Raw genomic sequence first — 16,328 nt, 5'->3', positions numbered from 1 at the left:
GCCTTCTTTCCTACATCCTTTTGATAGTTTAACTATAAGGGAATTACTCCAAGGAATATAGTACAAAAAGTCATGATGTCATATGACAAATGTCATCAAAAAAAGCCCTTACGGGCTTAAAGTGTTTGCTCAGCTATTTTCCAAAGAAATCTCAGAGTTTGAGCTCTTTTTTTCTTGGATTAATTGCCAAGCCATGTAGACAGTAGCAACTAGGAGAACAAGAGTAGCTAGAAAACTCCCCTCTATTCCAAAAGCCCCACCCGAAATCCAATCAGGGGCTCCCGCTTTTTGACCAAAATACATAAGCGATGGCCCTGCTTCGGTACCACTAACAGAAATCCCAAAGATATTACCCTGAGTGAAATTCCAAGCACCATGAATCCCAGCTACACCCCAAATATTATCAGTCTTAAGCATGTATAAAGCAAGGAAAATGCCTACCACAATAATACTGAGTACCGAATAAACGTTAATATTATCATTACCCAAATGCATAATCCCAAACAGACTACTTGAGACAATTATTGCGATCACCAAATGTGTCCTCTTTGCAAGAATGGGTAATAGCCAACCTCGTGTTAATAGCTCTTCTGTTCCGCTTTGAAGAAGCCACAATGGAATACTAAAAACTAAGAATTCTAGTGTCTTAAAAGAAAAACCAAATGAATGGAACTCCAGTCCCCCTAATAGACAACTTAAAGCAAGGGTTATAGACAACAGCACGGTTCCTATAAGCCAACCTTTAGCTATTTCGATAAAAACTTGGCCTTTAAAGAATCCAAGACTTTTAATAGGCCTTTTTTCATACCACTTAACCCAAGCAAACAGACTTAAGCTGATAAAAGGAAAGATGGCTAATTCTATTAAGGGATTTTGATAAAAAGTTTCAATATCAGTTTTAACTTCTGAAGTCAGTAACATAGCCAAAGTCATCACCATTTTCAAAAACGCTTCTGCAACGAGACTCCCTACAATAAAGAAAGCATAAACCATCGCACAGGCCACTAGAATCATCAGCCAAGTGGGTAGTTTTTGATAACGCTCCGTTTGGACTTCTAAAATGTGTTTTTTAATCATGTCCATCTCCTTAATTCTAAACTTATTTTCATTATAAATTAATAATATAAGATTGACAATGCTATTCAATCCCCTTTTAAAATAGTTTTGATAAAATGTAACCATCCATTACTTTCATTCGTTATACTAGTGAATAGAAAAAAGGTGATGTAAGGAGGATATTGTTATTGAATTAGATGCTTATGAGAAAGAGCTAATGGATTACGCTCAAGAAATTATCACCTATTTGGTCAATTCTGGGATTTCACCCCACCGTGCTCAAGATGTTACTCAAGATGTTTTCCTTCAAATGCTTGAATGTAATTATTCTATACCTTTGGAGAAAATCCGAGCTTGGATGTACCGCACAGCCATACGTCGCTACATTGATCTTTATCGGCGCGATAAACGCTACTATGATTTACTTCAAAGAGACTTCTTTTCCCAACAAGCAGTCACACTCTACGACTTGGAAAATTATGATGACTTGTATGAAGCCATCAGTCAGCTCAGCCAAAAATCACGACTACTTTTAGATCTCTACTATTTTCAGGGATTTTCAGTTAAAGAAATAGCAACTATTACAGGTTATTCCCAAAGCAATATTAAAATCCGATTAATGCGGACACGACACCTTCTCAGAAAACAATTACAAATGAAAGGATATTCAAATGACCACCTTAAAAACAAATGACCCTTTAGCTAAACTAGCCAAAAAACGCCGAAGAACGACCTTCCTAAAAACCAGCCTTTTCAGTCTCTTAGCTTGTCTGCTTGCCTTAGCCCTATCTTTTAAAGGGCTGAGCAGTTTGACAGCTAAGAATGGGCAAAAAATTTATGAAGACTATGAACAATTAGCACAAATCGCCTATCCAAATATTTCTTACGATAGTCTTTACTATTTTCCAAGTGGTCAATTCACTGGTAAAATTCATGCCGATCGCTTTAAAGATTTAGCTGGCATACCGGTCCCTTACTCTCCCTATGAAGCTTATTATAATTTAACAGGAACCTATGACTCTGCGCCAGGAGATGCTTTCTCATCCAAAAATGGTCTCTATGACCGAGGAACCCGACAAAAAATTCCACAATTTTACAATACACATGTTCGCTTTACTAAAAGTGATATCAAAACAAATCCAAGTCAAGATCTTAAACAAGTGAGTAAAATAAACAATCGGCTTATTGAAGTAGCCATAACCTTTGACAGACCATATACCTATCAAGAAATTAAAAAGAAGATTCCTAAGACAATCAAACAAAATTGGTTTTGGATTGGAACTTACACCAAACTAGACACTTCGCAGTGGTCAACTGCTTACCAATTTGGGACTAATCCTGAAAATTTAGAATCACCCCACCTTTTTCTTCAAAATGTGAAGAAAGTCTATCAAAACGGATCTAAAATCTCTATTGGCCGGATTGATATCTATTCGGACTTGAAAAAATACTTTAAAAAATCCAAAAAAGTTAAAAGTAGCGACCAACTCACTTTTTCTGGCATGATTCTAACAGGAAAGTCAGAAGATTTTAAAGCTCTCAATGAACAAAAATGGATATATGCCTCAAGCATTGGTGCTAGCATCGAAAATCAAGAGTATTACAAATTAGATACCAAGTAAAAAAAGCCCGCCTGGGCTTTTTTAGTATCTAAATCTAATAATTTGCTCTTCTACATCAATATCAGCTATATAACCAAATGGCAAAATAGCACGTGGGGTAGCGTGTCCTATATTGAGATTGTAGACTATTGGAATCTCTATATCGATAATTTCTAACAGATTTTCTTTATAGGCTTCATAGTGACACTCGTCCTGAGGTTTACCAACCAATAAGCCATTAATAACACTAAAAATTCCTGTCTCTTTTAGTTTTTCTAACATCTGACGATGCTGTTTAGGACTAGGTTTTTCTTCACTAGTTTCGAGAAAGAGAATCTTTCCCCGCCACTCTTCTAGAGAAGGAAAGAGCTGATACCTTTTGCACAGCTCCGCACTATCCTTATAGCGGCTATTGTCAAAGATGTCATAAAGAGACTCTAAGCAGCCTCCTAATATCTCACCGGAAAATTTTGACTTTCCTTTGAGCAATTCAAAGCCTAAATTCGTGTGAGCAATTCGTTGCGTACCTAGGGCATTGTTACTAAAGTCATTTCTCTCCTCATACCAAGTGTGACTTGGTCGAATCTCTGAAATCCTTCCTGTTTGTAAAAGCTCTCTAAAATAATGCTCTGTATAAGGTAACATTTCCTTGTCTAGTTCACAAATATCCGCAAGAAAGGATTGTCCATAAAAAGTTTTGATACCAACTTTATGAAGCATCAGATGATTGATTGTCGTATCAGAAAAACCCAGAAATACTTTTTGTTTCACCACCTGTTCTAGTTCCTGATTAGCAAACAAATAAGGCAAGAGACGGTAAGTATCATCTCCACCAATAGCGCAAAGAATCAAATCAATGTCTTCATCTTTAAAAGCTTGGATAAGGTCGTCTGCACGCCCTTTGGGATGTTTCTTAAGATAATCCAAGCCTTTTAAAGCATTAGGCAAGAACTTAACTTCTAATCCATAATCTTTAAGACGTTTAAGACCAAGATCCAACTCATGCTTAACTAACTTTTCCCCTAGAATACCACTTGAAAGACTAACAATTCCAACTGTTTTAATCATAGTGACCTCCAATTGCTTTTTCATATCATAACACAAAGAAAAAGTAGATGGAAGACCAATCTACTTTTTAATCACCAATGATGGTTACCTGAACACGCCGTTCTCTTTCGCGTGTTCGATCAAAGTCAACAAAATAAATGTATCCCGTTTTACCGATGGCTAAGCTGTTTTTCCTTACCGGAACCATCTCACTTGCTCCAATCAGGCTAGCTTTAAGATGGGCATCAGCATTCCATAATGCTCTACGATCTCCCCCTGGTAGCCATTGTTCCGGATTGGGCCAGGATTCAACAGCGCGATAATGGGCTTCCCCAGGATAATGATAGGTTTCTGAAGAAGTGTGGGGAGGAAAAATTCTCTCTAAGGCTTTTGATAAGTCTAAATTAAGAAAATCATCTCCATTCGTATCACTATCATGCGTCCATTCCTCAAAGAAAATCGCACAAGTTGTATGTGGTGTCGTCACATAGACCATTCCATTTTGAATATGACTTTCTGCTAGAACTGTTCTCACTTGGGAGGTCACATCAAAATAAGAATCTCGCTGTGCATGAGTATTAAGACTAAATTGAGATTGATAAACCGTCATTTTTCGCCTACCTTTCTTGAATTGCTGTTTTGACAGCTTTAACCATATCAATTAACATCTGTTTTGGATTGTCAGCTTTAACAATCCCACTCGTACAACCTGTCCCGTCCGCACCTGCTAATATGGTTTGGTAAACATCTCCAGCACTACTGATGCCTGCCGCCTGCATAACCAAACATTCTGGATGAAGCTCCTTAATGGCTTTATTTGTTTCTTCAATATAGTCGTTACCACTTGTTTTTCCCGTTCCAATGAGTTCTGTTGGTTCACACAAGATTATATCTGGTTTTAAGACTGCTATCGCACGAGCTTCTTCAACAGAGTCTGCACAAACAATAGAGACAATCTCCTTTTTTTGGCAAATAGTTAAAGCTCTGCTAAGTTGGCTCAAAGTCATAGGGTGTTCCGCATGATTTAAGAAAACCGCTTTGACACCAACCTGTACTAAGGCGTCCGGCAAAACAGCTCCCATACCTCTCCCTGGAGAGATACCATCTAAATGCTGAGCTGTGACAATGATATTCTCTGTATGCTCAACCAACTGGCCCAAATCTGTATATGGTGCTGTTACAAAAATACTGACATCTTTATCTGCTAATTGATCTGCTATTAATGCGAGCTCCAAAAGTTCCTGTCCATAAAGATAAGATTTGGGATTAAAGACGAAAAAATTAGGATTGACACTTGCTTTCATCACTCAAAACCTCCTTGGTTTCAAAAACATCATAATAATGGAGTAGGACTTCTTTCATTGCCCTTTGCATTCCTTGTTGTAGGTTTGGATAGTCTTTAACTTGATGCTTTTGTTGATAGGCAAATGCCGCAGTAATAACATCGGAAAAAATATTGATTTTGGCAATGCCTTCACGCGCGCACCTCTTCAAGTTAGCATCACCTGAAGAGGAACCTCCATGTAAAACAAGAGGAATAGGAAGTTGACTAGAAATTTGTGCTAACCTTTCAAAATTAATTTCAGGGGTTCCATTATAAATGCCATGAGCGGTTCCAATAGAGATAGCTAAACTGTCAACATGCGTCTTTTGATAGAATGTTTGTGCATCCTCTAAACTTGTATATATGGACTCTATAACCTGATGGTTTTCCAAATTTTCATTAGCTCCTACAAAACCTATTTCAGCTTCGACGTCAACACCCCTAGCATGAGCATAGTTAACCACTTCTCTTGTCAGACTGACATTGTCATCAAAGGTTTGCATGGAAGCATCAATCATCACGGAATTAAATCCTAAATTAATAGCTCTTTTAATAAAGTCCAAATCTTGACCGTGATCTAAATGTAGAACTATAGGCGTACTGGCTTTTTCTTGGATATACCGTCCTATCATAGCCGCATCCTCTAAAGCCAGCCAATTATTGTGAGTCTGAGCAAAAGCAAGGATAAGAGGCAGTCCCTTTTCTTGACTAGCTTCTAGATATGCCTTTGCACTTGAAAAGTCAATGAAGTTCATGGCTGGAACCGCAAAATGTTGCTTTTGCGCCTCTTTTAAGAGAGATAACATGCTTACTTTCATCTTATGCCTCGATTTCTTTTTTAACCTCTTCCCACAGAGCATCTGCACCAATTCCCGTTAACAAAGGCAATCCCATAATCACCTTATCTTGAACACTCTCTGGGACAACCGTTGTTGAAATAACAATATCATAATCATCAATGTGATTAACTTCTTCAGCAATTTTAGATTGATAAAGCTTAACATCTTTGTCATATCCATTTTCTTCTAGCCAGGTTTTGACTTTTCCCATAACAACTGTTGATGTCGCAATACCAGAGCCACACATAACTAATAATTTTTTCATAATTAAACCTCTTTTGTTTCTTTAGTAACTTTATTGACGTAAAATAGTCCCGCTAAGGAAGCTAATAAGATAAGACTAATAATTAGCCATGGTAAATGATTAGCCGCAAAAATGAAGAGACCTGTTGGCCAAAGTCCTCCCTCTGCCATGGCCGTAATACTAGAATGTCCATCAAGATTAAACTTAGCAGCTTTTGCAGAAGCTGTTACAAGAGGTGCTGCCCAAGATGTAATATATAAAATAGAAATCATATACAATGAACCACCAATAACAGTTCGGATAATATTACCTCTAAAAACAGCGGCCATTAAACAAACAACAAATGGAATAGTAGCTAGATCCCCAAATGGTAAAGTTTTATTACCAGGTAGAATAACAGCAAGTAAGATTGTAATTGGAACAAGAATTAAAGAACTTGAAAGAACCGCGGGATGACCTACTGATAAGGCTGAATCCATTCCGATGTTGACTTCCCGACCAGGGAAACGTTTTTGTACAAAACTATTAGCTGCTTCTGAGATAGGTGACAAGCCTTCCATTAAAATAGAGACCATACGAGGCATTAAGAGCATAACAGCAGCTGTTTTCACCGCTAATTGAGAAATTCCTTGAAGGTCGTAACCTGCTAATATACCAATCACTAACCCAATAATTAAGCCCATAACAGTACTTTCGCCAAAAATTCCAAATTTCTTTTGAATGGTATCAGGGTCAGCTTGAATTTTGTTAAAGCCAGGGATGCGATCAAAAATCCAATTTAAAGGGATAGCCACAAGAAAACCCGGCGCTGAGGTCCCGTGGGGGAAGGTTATATTTGGAAAGCCATAAAATTTCTTAATCGCTGGTGCAATAATATCTGCTAGCAGATAAATCATCACCTGATAAGCAATCATAGCATAGAGACCTAAAGCAAAATCATGAGTCACTGCATAAACTAAAGATGCTACAAAGGCCGCATGCCAAAAATTCCACATATCAACCATCAAGGTTTTTGTCCAGCCTATAAATAAAAGCAAAATATTGACTGCTATTCCAACCGGAATGGCTAAACTTCCTAATAGTGTCCCGTAAGAAATAGCTGCTGCTGCCGGCCAGCCAACGTCAAGCGTTGTTAATTGTAAACCAAAACGTTCCACCATTGCTTGAGCAGCTTTACCCAAACTTCCTGACAGAAGTTCAACAACTAAGTTCAAACCAACAAAACCAATCCCAACTGTAACACCTGCATTAAAAGCTTTACGAGCTGGAGTCCCTAATAGAAGCCCGAAGATGAAGATTAAGATAGGGAGAACGACAATTGCGCCTAAATCAATAAACTTTTGTAAGATATCAAACATGATAGCCTCCTATAATATATTATGTGATGATAACAATTCTAATACTTGATCTTGCTGGTTAGCACGACAAGCTAAAATATCCTGAACTAAGTCTCTATCTTGTAACACCCCCATCAAAGTTTGTAACATTTCTAACTGAGAATGAGCCTCTTTGATTGCCAACATGACGATTAACTGAACAGCAACTTCCTGATCTTTGCTTGCCATCTGAGTAAAGGTAACTGGCTTTTCTAAGGTCATTACTGCTACTTGCGTTTGAGTGACATGTTTGGCATCCGTGTGGGGTAAAGCCACTCCGTAGCCTTCAAATTGCAAACCCGTTGGAAAAATATTTTCGCGCTCAATGATTGCAGAAACAAATGTGTCTTTAACAAATTGCTGTTCTCGAAGACGGTTTCCCAGATACGTCAAAGCTTCTTCTGCCGTTTCTATACCTGAAACCTGTAAAAATATTAAATTTTCATTCATCCTTTAACTTTCCTTTCCTAATAATACACGCATAAACTCATTCTTAGTATTAGCTTCTGCCAGCTTTTTAATAAAATTCTGATTGTCAATTTTCGAATAAATATGGATAAGTGCATCTTTGTAGACTTCTTCTTCTCCACCTTTAATAGCAATTAGCATAATTACCCTAACTTGATTAGTCCCCCATTGAATCGGGGCATTTAGGGTTAGAAGGCTTAATTGTGATACTTCAACGGTATCTGGACTGGCATGTGGTAGGGCAATTCCAGTATAGACACTGGTGCTTCCTAAGGCCTCTCGTTGCATGATAGATTTCTTGTATGCTGACGTGTGATTATCGTTAGTATCGTTATGTTCCACAAGATATTGAATACACTCTTCTAATGATTGGCAATCTTGATGTAAATAGATACGCTCCCCTATTAAATCTGAGATAAGCGACTGATTCACAACATCATGATTATTGATAACAGAAAGGGTCTTTCGATTTCCATTGACCATGGAGTAATACACATCTCGTATTTTTTCCATCTCCAATTGACTAAGAACAGGACTAACTAATATGTAGGGTTCCTTAACATGGCTCAATTCCACCGAACTAATAATCATATCTGCTTTTTTGGCTTCATGATTTGTGATCTGGGTATAATCTATCTTTTTGAGATAGTCATAGGGAGAAATCACCCGTTTAAGTGCATTGATAATGAGTTCAGAAGTGGCTAAACCATGGGGACAAATAACATAGATTAATAAGGGCTTTTCAATTTTTTCAACAGCAATTTGGAAATAAATTGTCAAAAAAGCAATTTCCGAATCTAAAAAGGCAATCTGATAATTATCTGCCAGTGTCTTAGTAGCTAACCATACAATGTTGAAGAGTATCGAGTAACGCTTTTTAATTTCTTCAGTGGTCTGATTTTCTAAACGAATACCATTTTTTAAGCGGTAAATCATCGGTCGCATATGGTTGGCAATTTTTTCATAAAGGTACTGATCAGCTTGGAAATCAATACCAGACAGTTCACTAACCTTCTGAATTAAGTGTTTAGTTAAAATATGAAATTCATGCTTATCATCTGGGATAGTGACATAGCCTAGTGATAAAATGGTTAAACAAATATCTTTAATATCCTTATCTGGCAACCTCTCAACTGGTATGGACAAAGCCTGACTCAACAAGTCACTTGCTAAAGGGTAGACTTCAAGGCACTTCAAATCTTCCTCAATACTTGCTTCCTTTAAACAATGTTGTCGTCTAATCCGATTACTTGCAATCAAAAGATCTAAAATGAGATAGATTTCCAAATGACTAGGAATTGAGAAAGCATATAAAGCCGTAGATTTGGCAATCATGTCACAAATGTCAGTCACCTGCTCTATAGGAAAAATCGAAGAAAGAGTCTTTGGGATATCTCCCTGAGGAGACATCAACTGAAAGTTAGAAATAAGATAAGTACGATAAAAATGACGAATATCTTTCTCACTCCCCTTAATCTGAACATCCCCCATTTGCTTAGATAAAAGCAACTTATTTTCACGTAAATAGTGTTCTAGTTTTTCCAAGTCCCGTCTAACAGAAGTTTCACTCAAGAAAAAGGATAAGGCTAAATCTAAAACAGACTGTTTATCGGCCTCCAAAATTAGTTTGTAAAGGTAACGTGCTTCGCGTTCTGAATAATCCTTATAATTGATACTTAATTCATTTTGACTTCTTAAACTTGCAAGTAATTTAGCCTTATGAGCCCCTTCACCTTCTACAAGAATCCCATGCCTAGGAACTTTAGTTAAAAAGAGGTCATTAGTTAAAAAGAGGTCTTGAAGCTCTTTTAAATCTGAATAGATGGTCTTACTAGAAACCTGATGAGTCTTTGCTAATTGAGCAGCACTCATAAAACTATTTTGTTCCAATAGGGTTATAGCTAAATCTTTTTGTCTATTGTTCATCGGTCCTCCTATCAGATGCTATTATCATTATATAGAAAACGCTTACTAAAATGAAGCCATCCTACTTCCACATTAATCTAGTAAGGCTGACTATGGTCTCTAAAATTATTTTCATTATATAAAATGACTTAGTTAATTTCAAAACAGGGTAGAAAAATTATCCTGATAAAGGCTTGTCAAGAAGGCAGATAGCACTATCACAAGAAAGAAACTCAATTATTTTTGTGGTTCAAGCCCTATAATTTTATAGCCAGTAACCTTATTAGGCTGCTTATAGTCTATAGCTTCCTACAAGTATGAATTAGTGTATAATAGAGTCAGCTTCATTCAAGCAGAAAGGAAAAACTATGCTCGCTTTTTCTCAGACCGTAGACCTCTTCATTTGCCCAATTTGTCATAACGGCTTCCAACTAGCCGGTCGCAGTCTTATCTGTCCTAAAAGGCACACCTTTGATTTGGCTAAACAAGGCTATGCCAATCTCCTACTCAATGCCAAAAAAGATGCCCACTACAATAAGGAATCTTTCATCAGGCGTAGCCATATTTTAGAGGCAGGCTATTATCGCCATATTTTAGAAGCTATAAGTAGCTATTTACAGCCAGATAAAAATACTACCATTTTGGATGTTGCTTGTGGGGAGGGCTATTATTCACGTGCACTAGCACAGACGCCTAATCATCAAATCTTAGCTTTCGATCTTTCTAAAGAGTCTATCCTATTGGCAGCCAAAAAAGATCTCCTAAATCGCGTCACTTGGTTCGTCGGTGACTTAGCCAAATTACCCTTGGCAGACCAAAGCGTAGACATCATACTAGATGTCTTTTCTCCTGCCCATTACCAAGAATTTCAAAGAGTCTTAAAACCCACAGGAAAAATTATCAAAGTAGTGACAGCTAGTGACCACCTTAAAGAACTACGTCAGGTTGCTGCTAGTCAAATCTCTTCTAAAGACTATTCTAACCAAAGTGTTATCACGCATTTCGCCCAGGCTTTTCCTGATTATGCAATCAGTCATCATAGCCACACCTACCCTATTAACCAAAAAGATTTAAGTGACTTTACTCAAATGACCCCACTATTTTTTAATGTTGATACCAAGCAGATTGAAATGGAATCTATCCGAGAAATTACTATAGCAGCTGATATTTTAATAGCAAAAAAACTTTAAGAAAACAAGTTCCCACTATGGGAACTTGTTTTTTTCACTATGAATGGAGCGGCTCCTGACCTAGAATTATTATTAAAGAATCTGCCTAGCAGGAATGTTAAGGTATGTGACTACCGACGCCACCTTTTCGTTTTTTTCAGCATAATAGGATAGGTTGTCATTACTAACCACTTAACCAAGCGATTTCCTGGGCTTGATTGAATCCCTGCTTTACCTTTAGCAACCATTTGCTCAAAGGTAATATGAGGTTCTGTAAATTGCCCATTCAGATAGCAAAGGTAACAATACTCATCTGACTTTGTTGCATCAGCATTATGGCCACGGAGATCTCTCTTTTTTGGCATTAAAGGCATGGCACAGGACTGACAAAATTTTTCCATAACTCTCTCCTATCTTTTTTTCTATTTTACCATAACTAGGTAACTAAATGTTGTTTTCTGAATATTAAAGTTTTTCCGTCTTAAAGGAATAAATAAAAACCATGATTTCTCATGGTATATTTATTGTGACTGAGATTTATTTCTCGCCTTTTATTTCTCCAACTAAAGTAGATAGGGCCTTGATTACTCTATCTTGTTGACCTGAGGAAAGTTCTTTGATTTGCACTAATAACTCAGATAAATCTTCATTTTTTTCAACCAGACTAATATCAAAAAATTCTTCAAAATCAACTTCTAGTGCTTTCATTACCTTTTCTAAAGTTTTGACTTTTACGTTAGTGGATTGGTTTTCCAATTTATAAACGTAATTGGTCCCAAGATCAGCTTTTTCTTCCAGTTGTTCCTGGGTTAAACCTTTATTCAATCGTAGCAGTCGTATTCTCTTTGAAATATACTCCTGCAAAACTTTATTTTCCATACAATTTTTTACCTCATGTTGTCCATTCTACACAGATATATCAAATTTTTTAAGCTTTTAAAATATCATTTTTTTAGGCAATCAACTTTTAAAAGTCAGGCTATGCTAAAGGTCATTTTTATTACCTCTTCTGACAGTTAGAGTTCCTTCCTACAATACTCTATTATAGCTTATATTGCTATATTTGTGTCTTTTTTAGCCTAACTTTTTTTGTTTTAACCTTTTGGAGACACAACTGTACAAAAGAGGTAAAAGTAGTAACATGCGACTGCTATGTTATAATAGAAAAAAGATAGGAGATTTGCAATGAAAAGTGATACACAATTAAAAGAAGTAGCTTCTCAACTCTTAACCACACGTGGAGTTATGCTTGAAGATATAGCAGAATTGGTTATGTCCTTGCAAAATAAATATATCCCAAATCTAACTATTGACGAATGTTTAGAAAACGTTTCAGCTGTATTAAAAAAACGTGAGGTGCAAAACGCCATTATTACAGGCGTTGAACTGGATAAATTAGCTGAACAACATGTGTTAAGTCAGCCCCTACTTGACATTCTTAACACGGACGAAGGTCTCTATGGTATCGACGAAATCTTGGCCTTGTCTATCGTGAACCTTTATGGTTCAATCGGCTTTACAAACTACGGTTATTTAGACAAAACAAAACCAGGTATCATTGCTCGTTTAAACGTTAAAGACGGCAAATCGTGTCACACCTTTTTAGATGATATTGTATGTGCTATTGCCGCAGCGGCAGCAAGTCGTATCGCTCATAATGATCCCGACAAAAGTGCCATTGCTAACCAGCAATAGCGACGTGTAAAAACCCTTAACTTAGTTTCTAAGTTAAGGGTTTTTTTTAGTCAACTAGTTTTGGCAGAAAAAGTATGACTTGCGTTCCTTCACCTTCTTGACTGAATACTTCTAATTGACCCTTAAGTAAGGTCACAATACGTTTAACAATAGCTAAGCCGAGTCCATTTCCTTCTTGACTATGAGATTGGTCGACTTGATAAAACTGATCAAAAATATACCGTAATTTGTCAGGAGCAATACCTATCCCCTTATCTTGGAAAGTAAGAGAGAGGCCTTTGTGGTCTGCTTTCATGATAATTGTCAGATTAACTTGTATTCCGGAGTATTTAATAGCATTATCGAGTAAGTTAAGCCAAATTTGCATACTTAAATCAGGGTCCGTTCCCCACACTAAAGGAAGTGCCTGAAAATCAATTTGGATCTCTTTATCTTTCCACTTTTCTTTTAACAGAATAAGGCTATGCCTAATTTGTTCATCTACTCTAACTTTTTCAATGCGAAGCTGGTCTTGACGATCTAAGCGTGATAAATTCAAAATATCATCACAAAGTCGACTCAGTCTTAAGGTTTCAGACTGCATCAATGCTAAGAGCTCAGCCTGATCTTCCCTATTCAAATCAGAGTCAGCAAGCAAATCACTCAATCCCACCAAAGAAGCCACTGGCGTTTTCAACTCATGGGAAACGTTTGAAATAAAATCTTGACGCAGCTGCGCCAAATTCTTCAAATCTTGGGCCATCTGATTAACGTTTTGAGACAGCTGATCAATTTCGTTATGATATGGAGCGGTATCCTTAGGATAGGTTTTACGGACGATCTGATAATCGAAATTCCCTTGAGCTACTGCTTTAACAGCCTGATTCAAATCTTGGATAGGACGTGTTAGATGAATCGACCCCTGCCACATAATGAAGCTACCAAGTATGAGAATAACACCGGTATAAATCGTAATCCAAAAAAGCAAGTGCCCTTCAAGTTGTAAACCAGTTCTTAGAGCATAAACGACAAGAAGACCCGACAGACAAGTTATAAAGAGAATCCCAATAAATAAAACAACGAAATAAGACCGTAAAGACCACTGTAATTGTTTAGCTTTTGCCATTTATAAGTCTCCCTTTATAACCAAGCCCACGAACTGCTAGAATATCAAAGTCAGGATTTCCCTTGCATTTTTGCCGAAGCCTTTTCACACAAGCATCTACCAGTCGTTCATCTTTGTCGTCTTCCATTCCCCAAATATCATCTAATAAATCAAGCCGCGTAAACACTTTTTCTGGCCGACTCAAAAGTTTATAGAGCAAATAAAACTCCTTGGGTGGTAATTGGATAGACGTTTTCTTTGTTAGGTCAGTCATGGTTAACTGAGTATAGTCCAATTGTGTATGGGCAAAGACCAATTTTTGTTCTGCTTCTAAACCTGCTCGTCGAAGCAAGGCTTGAACTCGTAAGAGTAATTCTGGCAACCGAATCGGCTTGACCAAATAGTCATCGACCTCCAAGCGAAAAGCTTCTTCTAGGGACTCAAATTGTGACTTGGCTGTAATCATTAAGACTGGCGTCTTATCACCAGTTTCCCTTAACAGCTTTAATAACCCATAGCCGTCCAAAATAGGCATCATAATATCCGTAATGACCAAATCAACCTTATGTTCTTCCATGACATCTAAAGCTTCCTGACCATTAAAAACAGGATAAACAGTGAAATGATTCTGCTTAAGCTTAGTCGTGATAATTTTATTGAGTGATCGATCGTCTTCAGCAACTAAAATGGCAAACATGACCCCCTCCTTGCTCCCCAATTATATCACATCTAAAAAACTTAAGCTCGGACTAACTGGCCATTTTTGAGCTCATATACCTTGTCAACTAAATCTAAAATAGCGTGGTCATGAGTTACCATCAGCGCAGCTTTCTGCTTGCTTTTCACTTCTTCTTGGATAAGTCTAGCAATATCTTGTCCCCTTTTGGGATCTAAACTTGCTGTTGGTTCATCAGCTAGGATGAGCTTAGGATTCCCAATAAAAGCTCGCGCAATAGCAGCCCTCTGCTTTTGCCCCCCCGACATATGGCTAGGGTATTTATCTTGACAGTTAAGAATATCTAATTCTTCAAGAAGACGAGTAACTTCTGCCATCATTTCTTTCTTGTCCTGACCGCCCTTCATCTTAGCTACCATTAACAGTTGATCTTTAATTGACATAAAGGGCAAAAGCTGATGATCCTGAAAAATAAAACCTAGTAATTCTTGACGCTTTTTAGTCCATTGCTGTTGCTTCAAATGGGACAAATCTTGACCAGCAATCGTAATAGTACCAGAATCAGCTGATAAAAGGAGCCCCGCAATAGACAGAAGGGTTGATTTCCCTGACCCTGAGGGCCCTAAAATAGCTACAAATTCATTCTGTTGAATATTTAAGCTAAGATCATTTAGAATGGTGCGACGACCATCCCCATCTTGAAAACTTTTAGTGATATGTTCTAATTCTAATAATGCCATCTTACTCTCCATTTCCACCAATAACTTCCAAAGGATCAACTTTTCTAACTTTCAACAAGGATAGAGCCCCACAAATCATCGAAATAAGGATAAAGCTTATCGCTACTAGCAAGACATGGTCCCATTTCAGATAAAAAGGCATACTAGCTGGTAAGACTTGTGCCAGACCAGTTGCTAATCCAAGGCCAATACCAACACCTAAAAGCGAAAGCATGGTAATTTGCCCCATCTGAATCAAAGAAATTTGACTCATAGACATCCCAATCGCTTTGAGAACTCCAAACTGTTTTAATTTTTGCAAGGTTAAAATATAAAAGAAAACACCAAGGATTGCTGAAGAAGCTACTAGTAAAACCCAGGTAATCATGGTTAAAGTCAAATGCTCTGCTTGATAACCAGGAATTTTCTCAATAAGATCCTTTTGTCCCAATTGAGTCACCTCTTTAGGAAGATCTTTTGTGTTGAATTTCTCTTGAGAGACAAAGGCTTGTGGTTGCCATTTGTAACCAGGCATGCTTTCTTTTTTAAGACTTGCAAACGTTTGAGGTCTCATAAAGGCAACTGCGCTGTGGCCGTACATAGCATCTTTAGCAAAGCCAACCACTTCAAGTGAATGCTTACTGCTACTATCAAGAATCTTATCACCTAGCTTAATCCCGTGAGACTTAAAGGACTGATCGAGGACAACCTGATCTTTGCTTGTTGATAGCTTATGTCCTGACACAACTTCAGGGTTAACCAAAGAACTATCCTCGACAACAAAATAAGTAACATCAATCGTATCTGAATTTGAACTCTTTTTGAGACTAGCTCTCTGAATAGCCATCCCCGCTACCTTCTGACTGGTTTGGTTCTTTATCTCTTTTAAAGTCTGGTCAGAAAAATGCGAGAAGCTAATGATATCCTCTGAGTCCTCTGATAGTAAATAATTAATCTTGCCATAGTTTTCAATCTGAGCACTAACAGCACGACCCAAACCATTGGTTAAACCCGTCAAAAAAACTACCATAAAAATCATAATCACAATTAAAAATTCAATTAAAAGGTATTTCTTAGGCTGATAAGTCAGTTCTTTCCATGCTACTTTCATACATATTACTCCTT

At 37.4% G+C, this 16,328-nt stretch carries 19 protein-coding genes; 4 read left to right on the top strand and 15 right to left on the bottom strand.

Annotation, left to right across the window (positions count from 1 at the left end; genetic code table 11):
* Positions 1–129: 129 nt before the first annotated feature.
* Entirely contained in the window at positions 130–1,077 is a 948-nt protein-coding gene (locus DQM45_RS01050) for a CPBP family intramembrane glutamic endopeptidase (RefSeq protein WP_003084885.1), read from the bottom strand.
* A 196-nt stretch (positions 1,078–1,273) separates the two neighbouring features.
* Here DQM45_RS01050 and DQM45_RS01045 point away from each other — a divergent pair, with 196 nt between their 5' ends.
* Together DQM45_RS01045 and DQM45_RS01040 are read left to right on the top strand one after the other, a co-directional pair.
* Positions 1,274–1,750 (top strand): RNA polymerase sigma factor, encoded by a 477-nt coding sequence (locus DQM45_RS01045; RefSeq protein WP_003083210.1) that lies wholly within the window; start codon positions 1,274–1,276, stop codon positions 1,748–1,750.
* Complete coding sequence (locus DQM45_RS01040; protein ID WP_003084410.1) at positions 1,728–2,678, top strand: sigma factor regulator N-terminal domain-containing protein; 951 nt, start codon at positions 1,728–1,730, stop codon at positions 2,676–2,678. Before DQM45_RS01045 ends, DQM45_RS01040 begins: the two co-directional genes overlap by 23 nt.
* Positions 2,679–2,699: 21 nt before the next feature.
* On the opposite strand, the gene DQM45_RS01035 is transcribed toward DQM45_RS01040, so the two are convergent.
* The 8 genes from DQM45_RS01035 to DQM45_RS01000 form a co-directional block, all read right to left on the bottom strand.
* Positions 2,700–3,725, bottom strand: a complete 1,026-nt coding sequence (locus DQM45_RS01035) for a S66 family peptidase (RefSeq protein WP_003085690.1) — start codon at positions 3,723–3,725, stop codon at positions 2,700–2,702.
* A 67-nt stretch (positions 3,726–3,792) separates the two neighbouring features.
* Positions 3,793–4,314: a YjbQ family protein gene (locus DQM45_RS01030; RefSeq protein WP_003083963.1), complete on the bottom strand. Its 522-nt coding sequence runs from the start codon at positions 4,312–4,314 to the stop codon at positions 3,793–3,795.
* A 7-nt stretch (positions 4,315–4,321) separates the two neighbouring features.
* The gene (locus tag DQM45_RS01025) at positions 4,322–5,008 is read right to left on the bottom strand and encodes a triose-phosphate isomerase (protein ID WP_003083531.1); all 687 of its coding nucleotides are present in this window, start codon (positions 5,006–5,008) and stop codon (positions 4,322–4,324) included.
* The gene (locus tag DQM45_RS01020; RefSeq protein ID WP_039984753.1) at positions 4,986–5,846 is read right to left on the bottom strand and encodes a class II fructose-bisphosphate aldolase; all 861 of its coding nucleotides are present in this window, start codon (positions 5,844–5,846) and stop codon (positions 4,986–4,988) included. The genes DQM45_RS01025 and DQM45_RS01020 overlap by 23 nt, the downstream gene beginning before the upstream one ends.
* A gap of 1 nt (position 5,847) precedes the next feature.
* Entirely contained in the window at positions 5,848–6,132 is a 285-nt protein-coding gene (locus DQM45_RS01015) for a PTS sugar transporter subunit IIB (protein ID WP_003082714.1), read from the bottom strand.
* A 2-nt stretch (positions 6,133–6,134) separates the two neighbouring features.
* Complete coding sequence (locus DQM45_RS01010; protein ID WP_003085208.1) at positions 6,135–7,469, bottom strand: PTS galactitol transporter subunit IIC; 1,335 nt, start codon at positions 7,467–7,469, stop codon at positions 6,135–6,137.
* A gap of 9 nt (positions 7,470–7,478) precedes the next feature.
* Positions 7,479–7,937, bottom strand: a complete 459-nt coding sequence (locus DQM45_RS01005; protein WP_003083835.1) for a PTS sugar transporter subunit IIA — start codon at positions 7,935–7,937, stop codon at positions 7,479–7,481.
* Between the two features lie 3 nt (positions 7,938–7,940).
* On the bottom strand, positions 7,941–9,881 hold the full coding sequence (locus tag DQM45_RS01000; RefSeq protein ID WP_003082785.1) for a BglG family transcription antiterminator: 1,941 nt from the start codon (positions 9,879–9,881) through the stop codon (positions 7,941–7,943).
* A 347-nt stretch (positions 9,882–10,228) separates the two neighbouring features.
* On the opposite strand from DQM45_RS01000, the gene DQM45_RS00995 reads away from it, so the two are divergent.
* Positions 10,229–11,050: a methyltransferase domain-containing protein gene (locus tag DQM45_RS00995; RefSeq protein ID WP_003083707.1), complete on the top strand. Its 822-nt coding sequence runs from the start codon at positions 10,229–10,231 to the stop codon at positions 11,048–11,050.
* Between the two features lie 110 nt (positions 11,051–11,160).
* Here the strand turns inward: DQM45_RS00995 and DQM45_RS00990 are convergent, their stop codons facing one another.
* Complete coding sequence (locus DQM45_RS00990; RefSeq protein WP_003082567.1) at positions 11,161–11,430, bottom strand: zinc ribbon domain-containing protein; 270 nt, start codon at positions 11,428–11,430, stop codon at positions 11,161–11,163.
* Positions 11,431–11,566: 136 nt separating this feature from the next.
* Positions 11,567–11,908: a helix-turn-helix domain-containing protein gene (locus tag DQM45_RS00985; RefSeq protein ID WP_003084853.1), complete on the bottom strand. Its 342-nt coding sequence runs from the start codon at positions 11,906–11,908 to the stop codon at positions 11,567–11,569.
* A 306-nt stretch (positions 11,909–12,214) separates the two neighbouring features.
* Here DQM45_RS00985 and DQM45_RS00980 point away from each other — a divergent pair, with 306 nt between their 5' ends.
* Entirely contained in the window at positions 12,215–12,724 is a 510-nt protein-coding gene (locus DQM45_RS00980) for a phosphatidylglycerophosphatase A family protein (protein ID WP_003082821.1), read from the top strand.
* A 46-nt stretch (positions 12,725–12,770) separates the two neighbouring features.
* Here DQM45_RS00980 and DQM45_RS00975 read toward each other — a convergent pair whose 3' ends face one another.
* From DQM45_RS00975 to DQM45_RS00960, 4 genes are read right to left on the bottom strand one after another with little or no spacing between them, the layout of a single operon-like run.
* Complete coding sequence (locus tag DQM45_RS00975; protein WP_003084244.1) at positions 12,771–13,829, bottom strand: sensor histidine kinase; 1,059 nt, start codon at positions 13,827–13,829, stop codon at positions 12,771–12,773.
* Entirely contained in the window at positions 13,816–14,505 is a 690-nt protein-coding gene (locus DQM45_RS00970) for a response regulator transcription factor (RefSeq protein ID WP_003086000.1), read from the bottom strand. Before DQM45_RS00970 ends, DQM45_RS00975 begins: the two co-directional genes overlap by 14 nt.
* A gap of 41 nt (positions 14,506–14,546) precedes the next feature.
* On the bottom strand, positions 14,547–15,224 hold the full coding sequence (locus DQM45_RS00965) for an ABC transporter ATP-binding protein (RefSeq protein ID WP_003083760.1): 678 nt from the start codon (positions 15,222–15,224) through the stop codon (positions 14,547–14,549).
* 1 nt (position 15,225) lies between these two features.
* Complete coding sequence (locus DQM45_RS00960) at positions 15,226–16,314, bottom strand: ABC transporter permease (protein WP_003085323.1); 1,089 nt, start codon at positions 16,312–16,314, stop codon at positions 15,226–15,228.
* Between the last annotated feature and the right edge of the window lie 14 nt (positions 16,315–16,328).

Source organism: Streptococcus porcinus, assembly GCF_900475415.1.
Lineage (GTDB): Bacteria > Bacillota > Bacilli > Lactobacillales > Streptococcaceae > Streptococcus > Streptococcus porcinus.
Note: the sequence above shows the minus strand (reverse complement) of the source record. Positions and strands in the feature narration are given on the sequence as shown.

What these genes read in the sequence shown, in the direction of transcription:
- DQM45_RS01050 (WP_003084885.1), bottom strand. Translation starts at nt 1,077, where the DNA reads ATGATTAAAAAACACATTTTAGAAGTCCAAACGGAGCGTTATCAAAAA.
- DQM45_RS01045 (WP_003083210.1), top strand. Translation starts at nt 1,274, where the DNA reads ATGGATTACGCTCAAGAAATTATCACCTATTTGGTCAATTCTGGGATT.
- DQM45_RS01040 (WP_003084410.1), top strand. Translation starts at nt 1,728, where the DNA reads ATGACCACCTTAAAAACAAATGACCCTTTAGCTAAACTAGCCAAAAAA.
- DQM45_RS01035 (WP_003085690.1), bottom strand. Translation starts at nt 3,725, where the DNA reads ATGATTAAAACAGTTGGAATTGTTAGTCTTTCAAGTGGTATTCTAGGG.
- DQM45_RS01030 (WP_003083963.1), bottom strand. Translation starts at nt 4,314, where the DNA reads ATGACGGTTTATCAATCTCAATTTAGTCTTAATACTCATGCACAGCGA.
- DQM45_RS01025 (WP_003083531.1), bottom strand. Translation starts at nt 5,008, where the DNA reads ATGAAAGCAAGTGTCAATCCTAATTTTTTCGTCTTTAATCCCAAATCT.
- DQM45_RS01020 (WP_039984753.1), bottom strand. Translation starts at nt 5,846, where the DNA reads ATGAAAGTAAGCATGTTATCTCTCTTAAAAGAGGCGCAAAAGCAACAT.
- DQM45_RS01015 (WP_003082714.1), bottom strand. Translation starts at nt 6,132, where the DNA reads ATGAAAAAATTATTAGTTATGTGTGGCTCTGGTATTGCGACATCAACA.
- DQM45_RS01010 (WP_003085208.1), bottom strand. Translation starts at nt 7,469, where the DNA reads ATGTTTGATATCTTACAAAAGTTTATTGATTTAGGCGCAATTGTCGTT.
- DQM45_RS01005 (WP_003083835.1), bottom strand. Translation starts at nt 7,937, where the DNA reads ATGAATGAAAATTTAATATTTTTACAGGTTTCAGGTATAGAAACGGCA.
- DQM45_RS01000 (WP_003082785.1), bottom strand. Translation starts at nt 9,881, where the DNA reads ATGAACAATAGACAAAAAGATTTAGCTATAACCCTATTGGAACAAAAT.
- DQM45_RS00995 (WP_003083707.1), top strand. Translation starts at nt 10,229, where the DNA reads ATGCTCGCTTTTTCTCAGACCGTAGACCTCTTCATTTGCCCAATTTGT.
- DQM45_RS00990 (WP_003082567.1), bottom strand. Translation starts at nt 11,430, where the DNA reads ATGGAAAAATTTTGTCAGTCCTGTGCCATGCCTTTAATGCCAAAAAAG.
- DQM45_RS00985 (WP_003084853.1), bottom strand. Translation starts at nt 11,908, where the DNA reads ATGGAAAATAAAGTTTTGCAGGAGTATATTTCAAAGAGAATACGACTG.
- DQM45_RS00980 (WP_003082821.1), top strand. Translation starts at nt 12,215, where the DNA reads ATGAAAAGTGATACACAATTAAAAGAAGTAGCTTCTCAACTCTTAACC.
- DQM45_RS00975 (WP_003084244.1), bottom strand. Translation starts at nt 13,829, where the DNA reads ATGGCAAAAGCTAAACAATTACAGTGGTCTTTACGGTCTTATTTCGTT.
- DQM45_RS00970 (WP_003086000.1), bottom strand. Translation starts at nt 14,505, where the DNA reads ATGTTTGCCATTTTAGTTGCTGAAGACGATCGATCACTCAATAAAATT.
- DQM45_RS00965 (WP_003083760.1), bottom strand. Translation starts at nt 15,224, where the DNA reads ATGGCATTATTAGAATTAGAACATATCACTAAAAGTTTTCAAGATGGG.
- DQM45_RS00960 (WP_003085323.1), bottom strand. Translation starts at nt 16,314, where the DNA reads ATGAAAGTAGCATGGAAAGAACTGACTTATCAGCCTAAGAAATACCTT.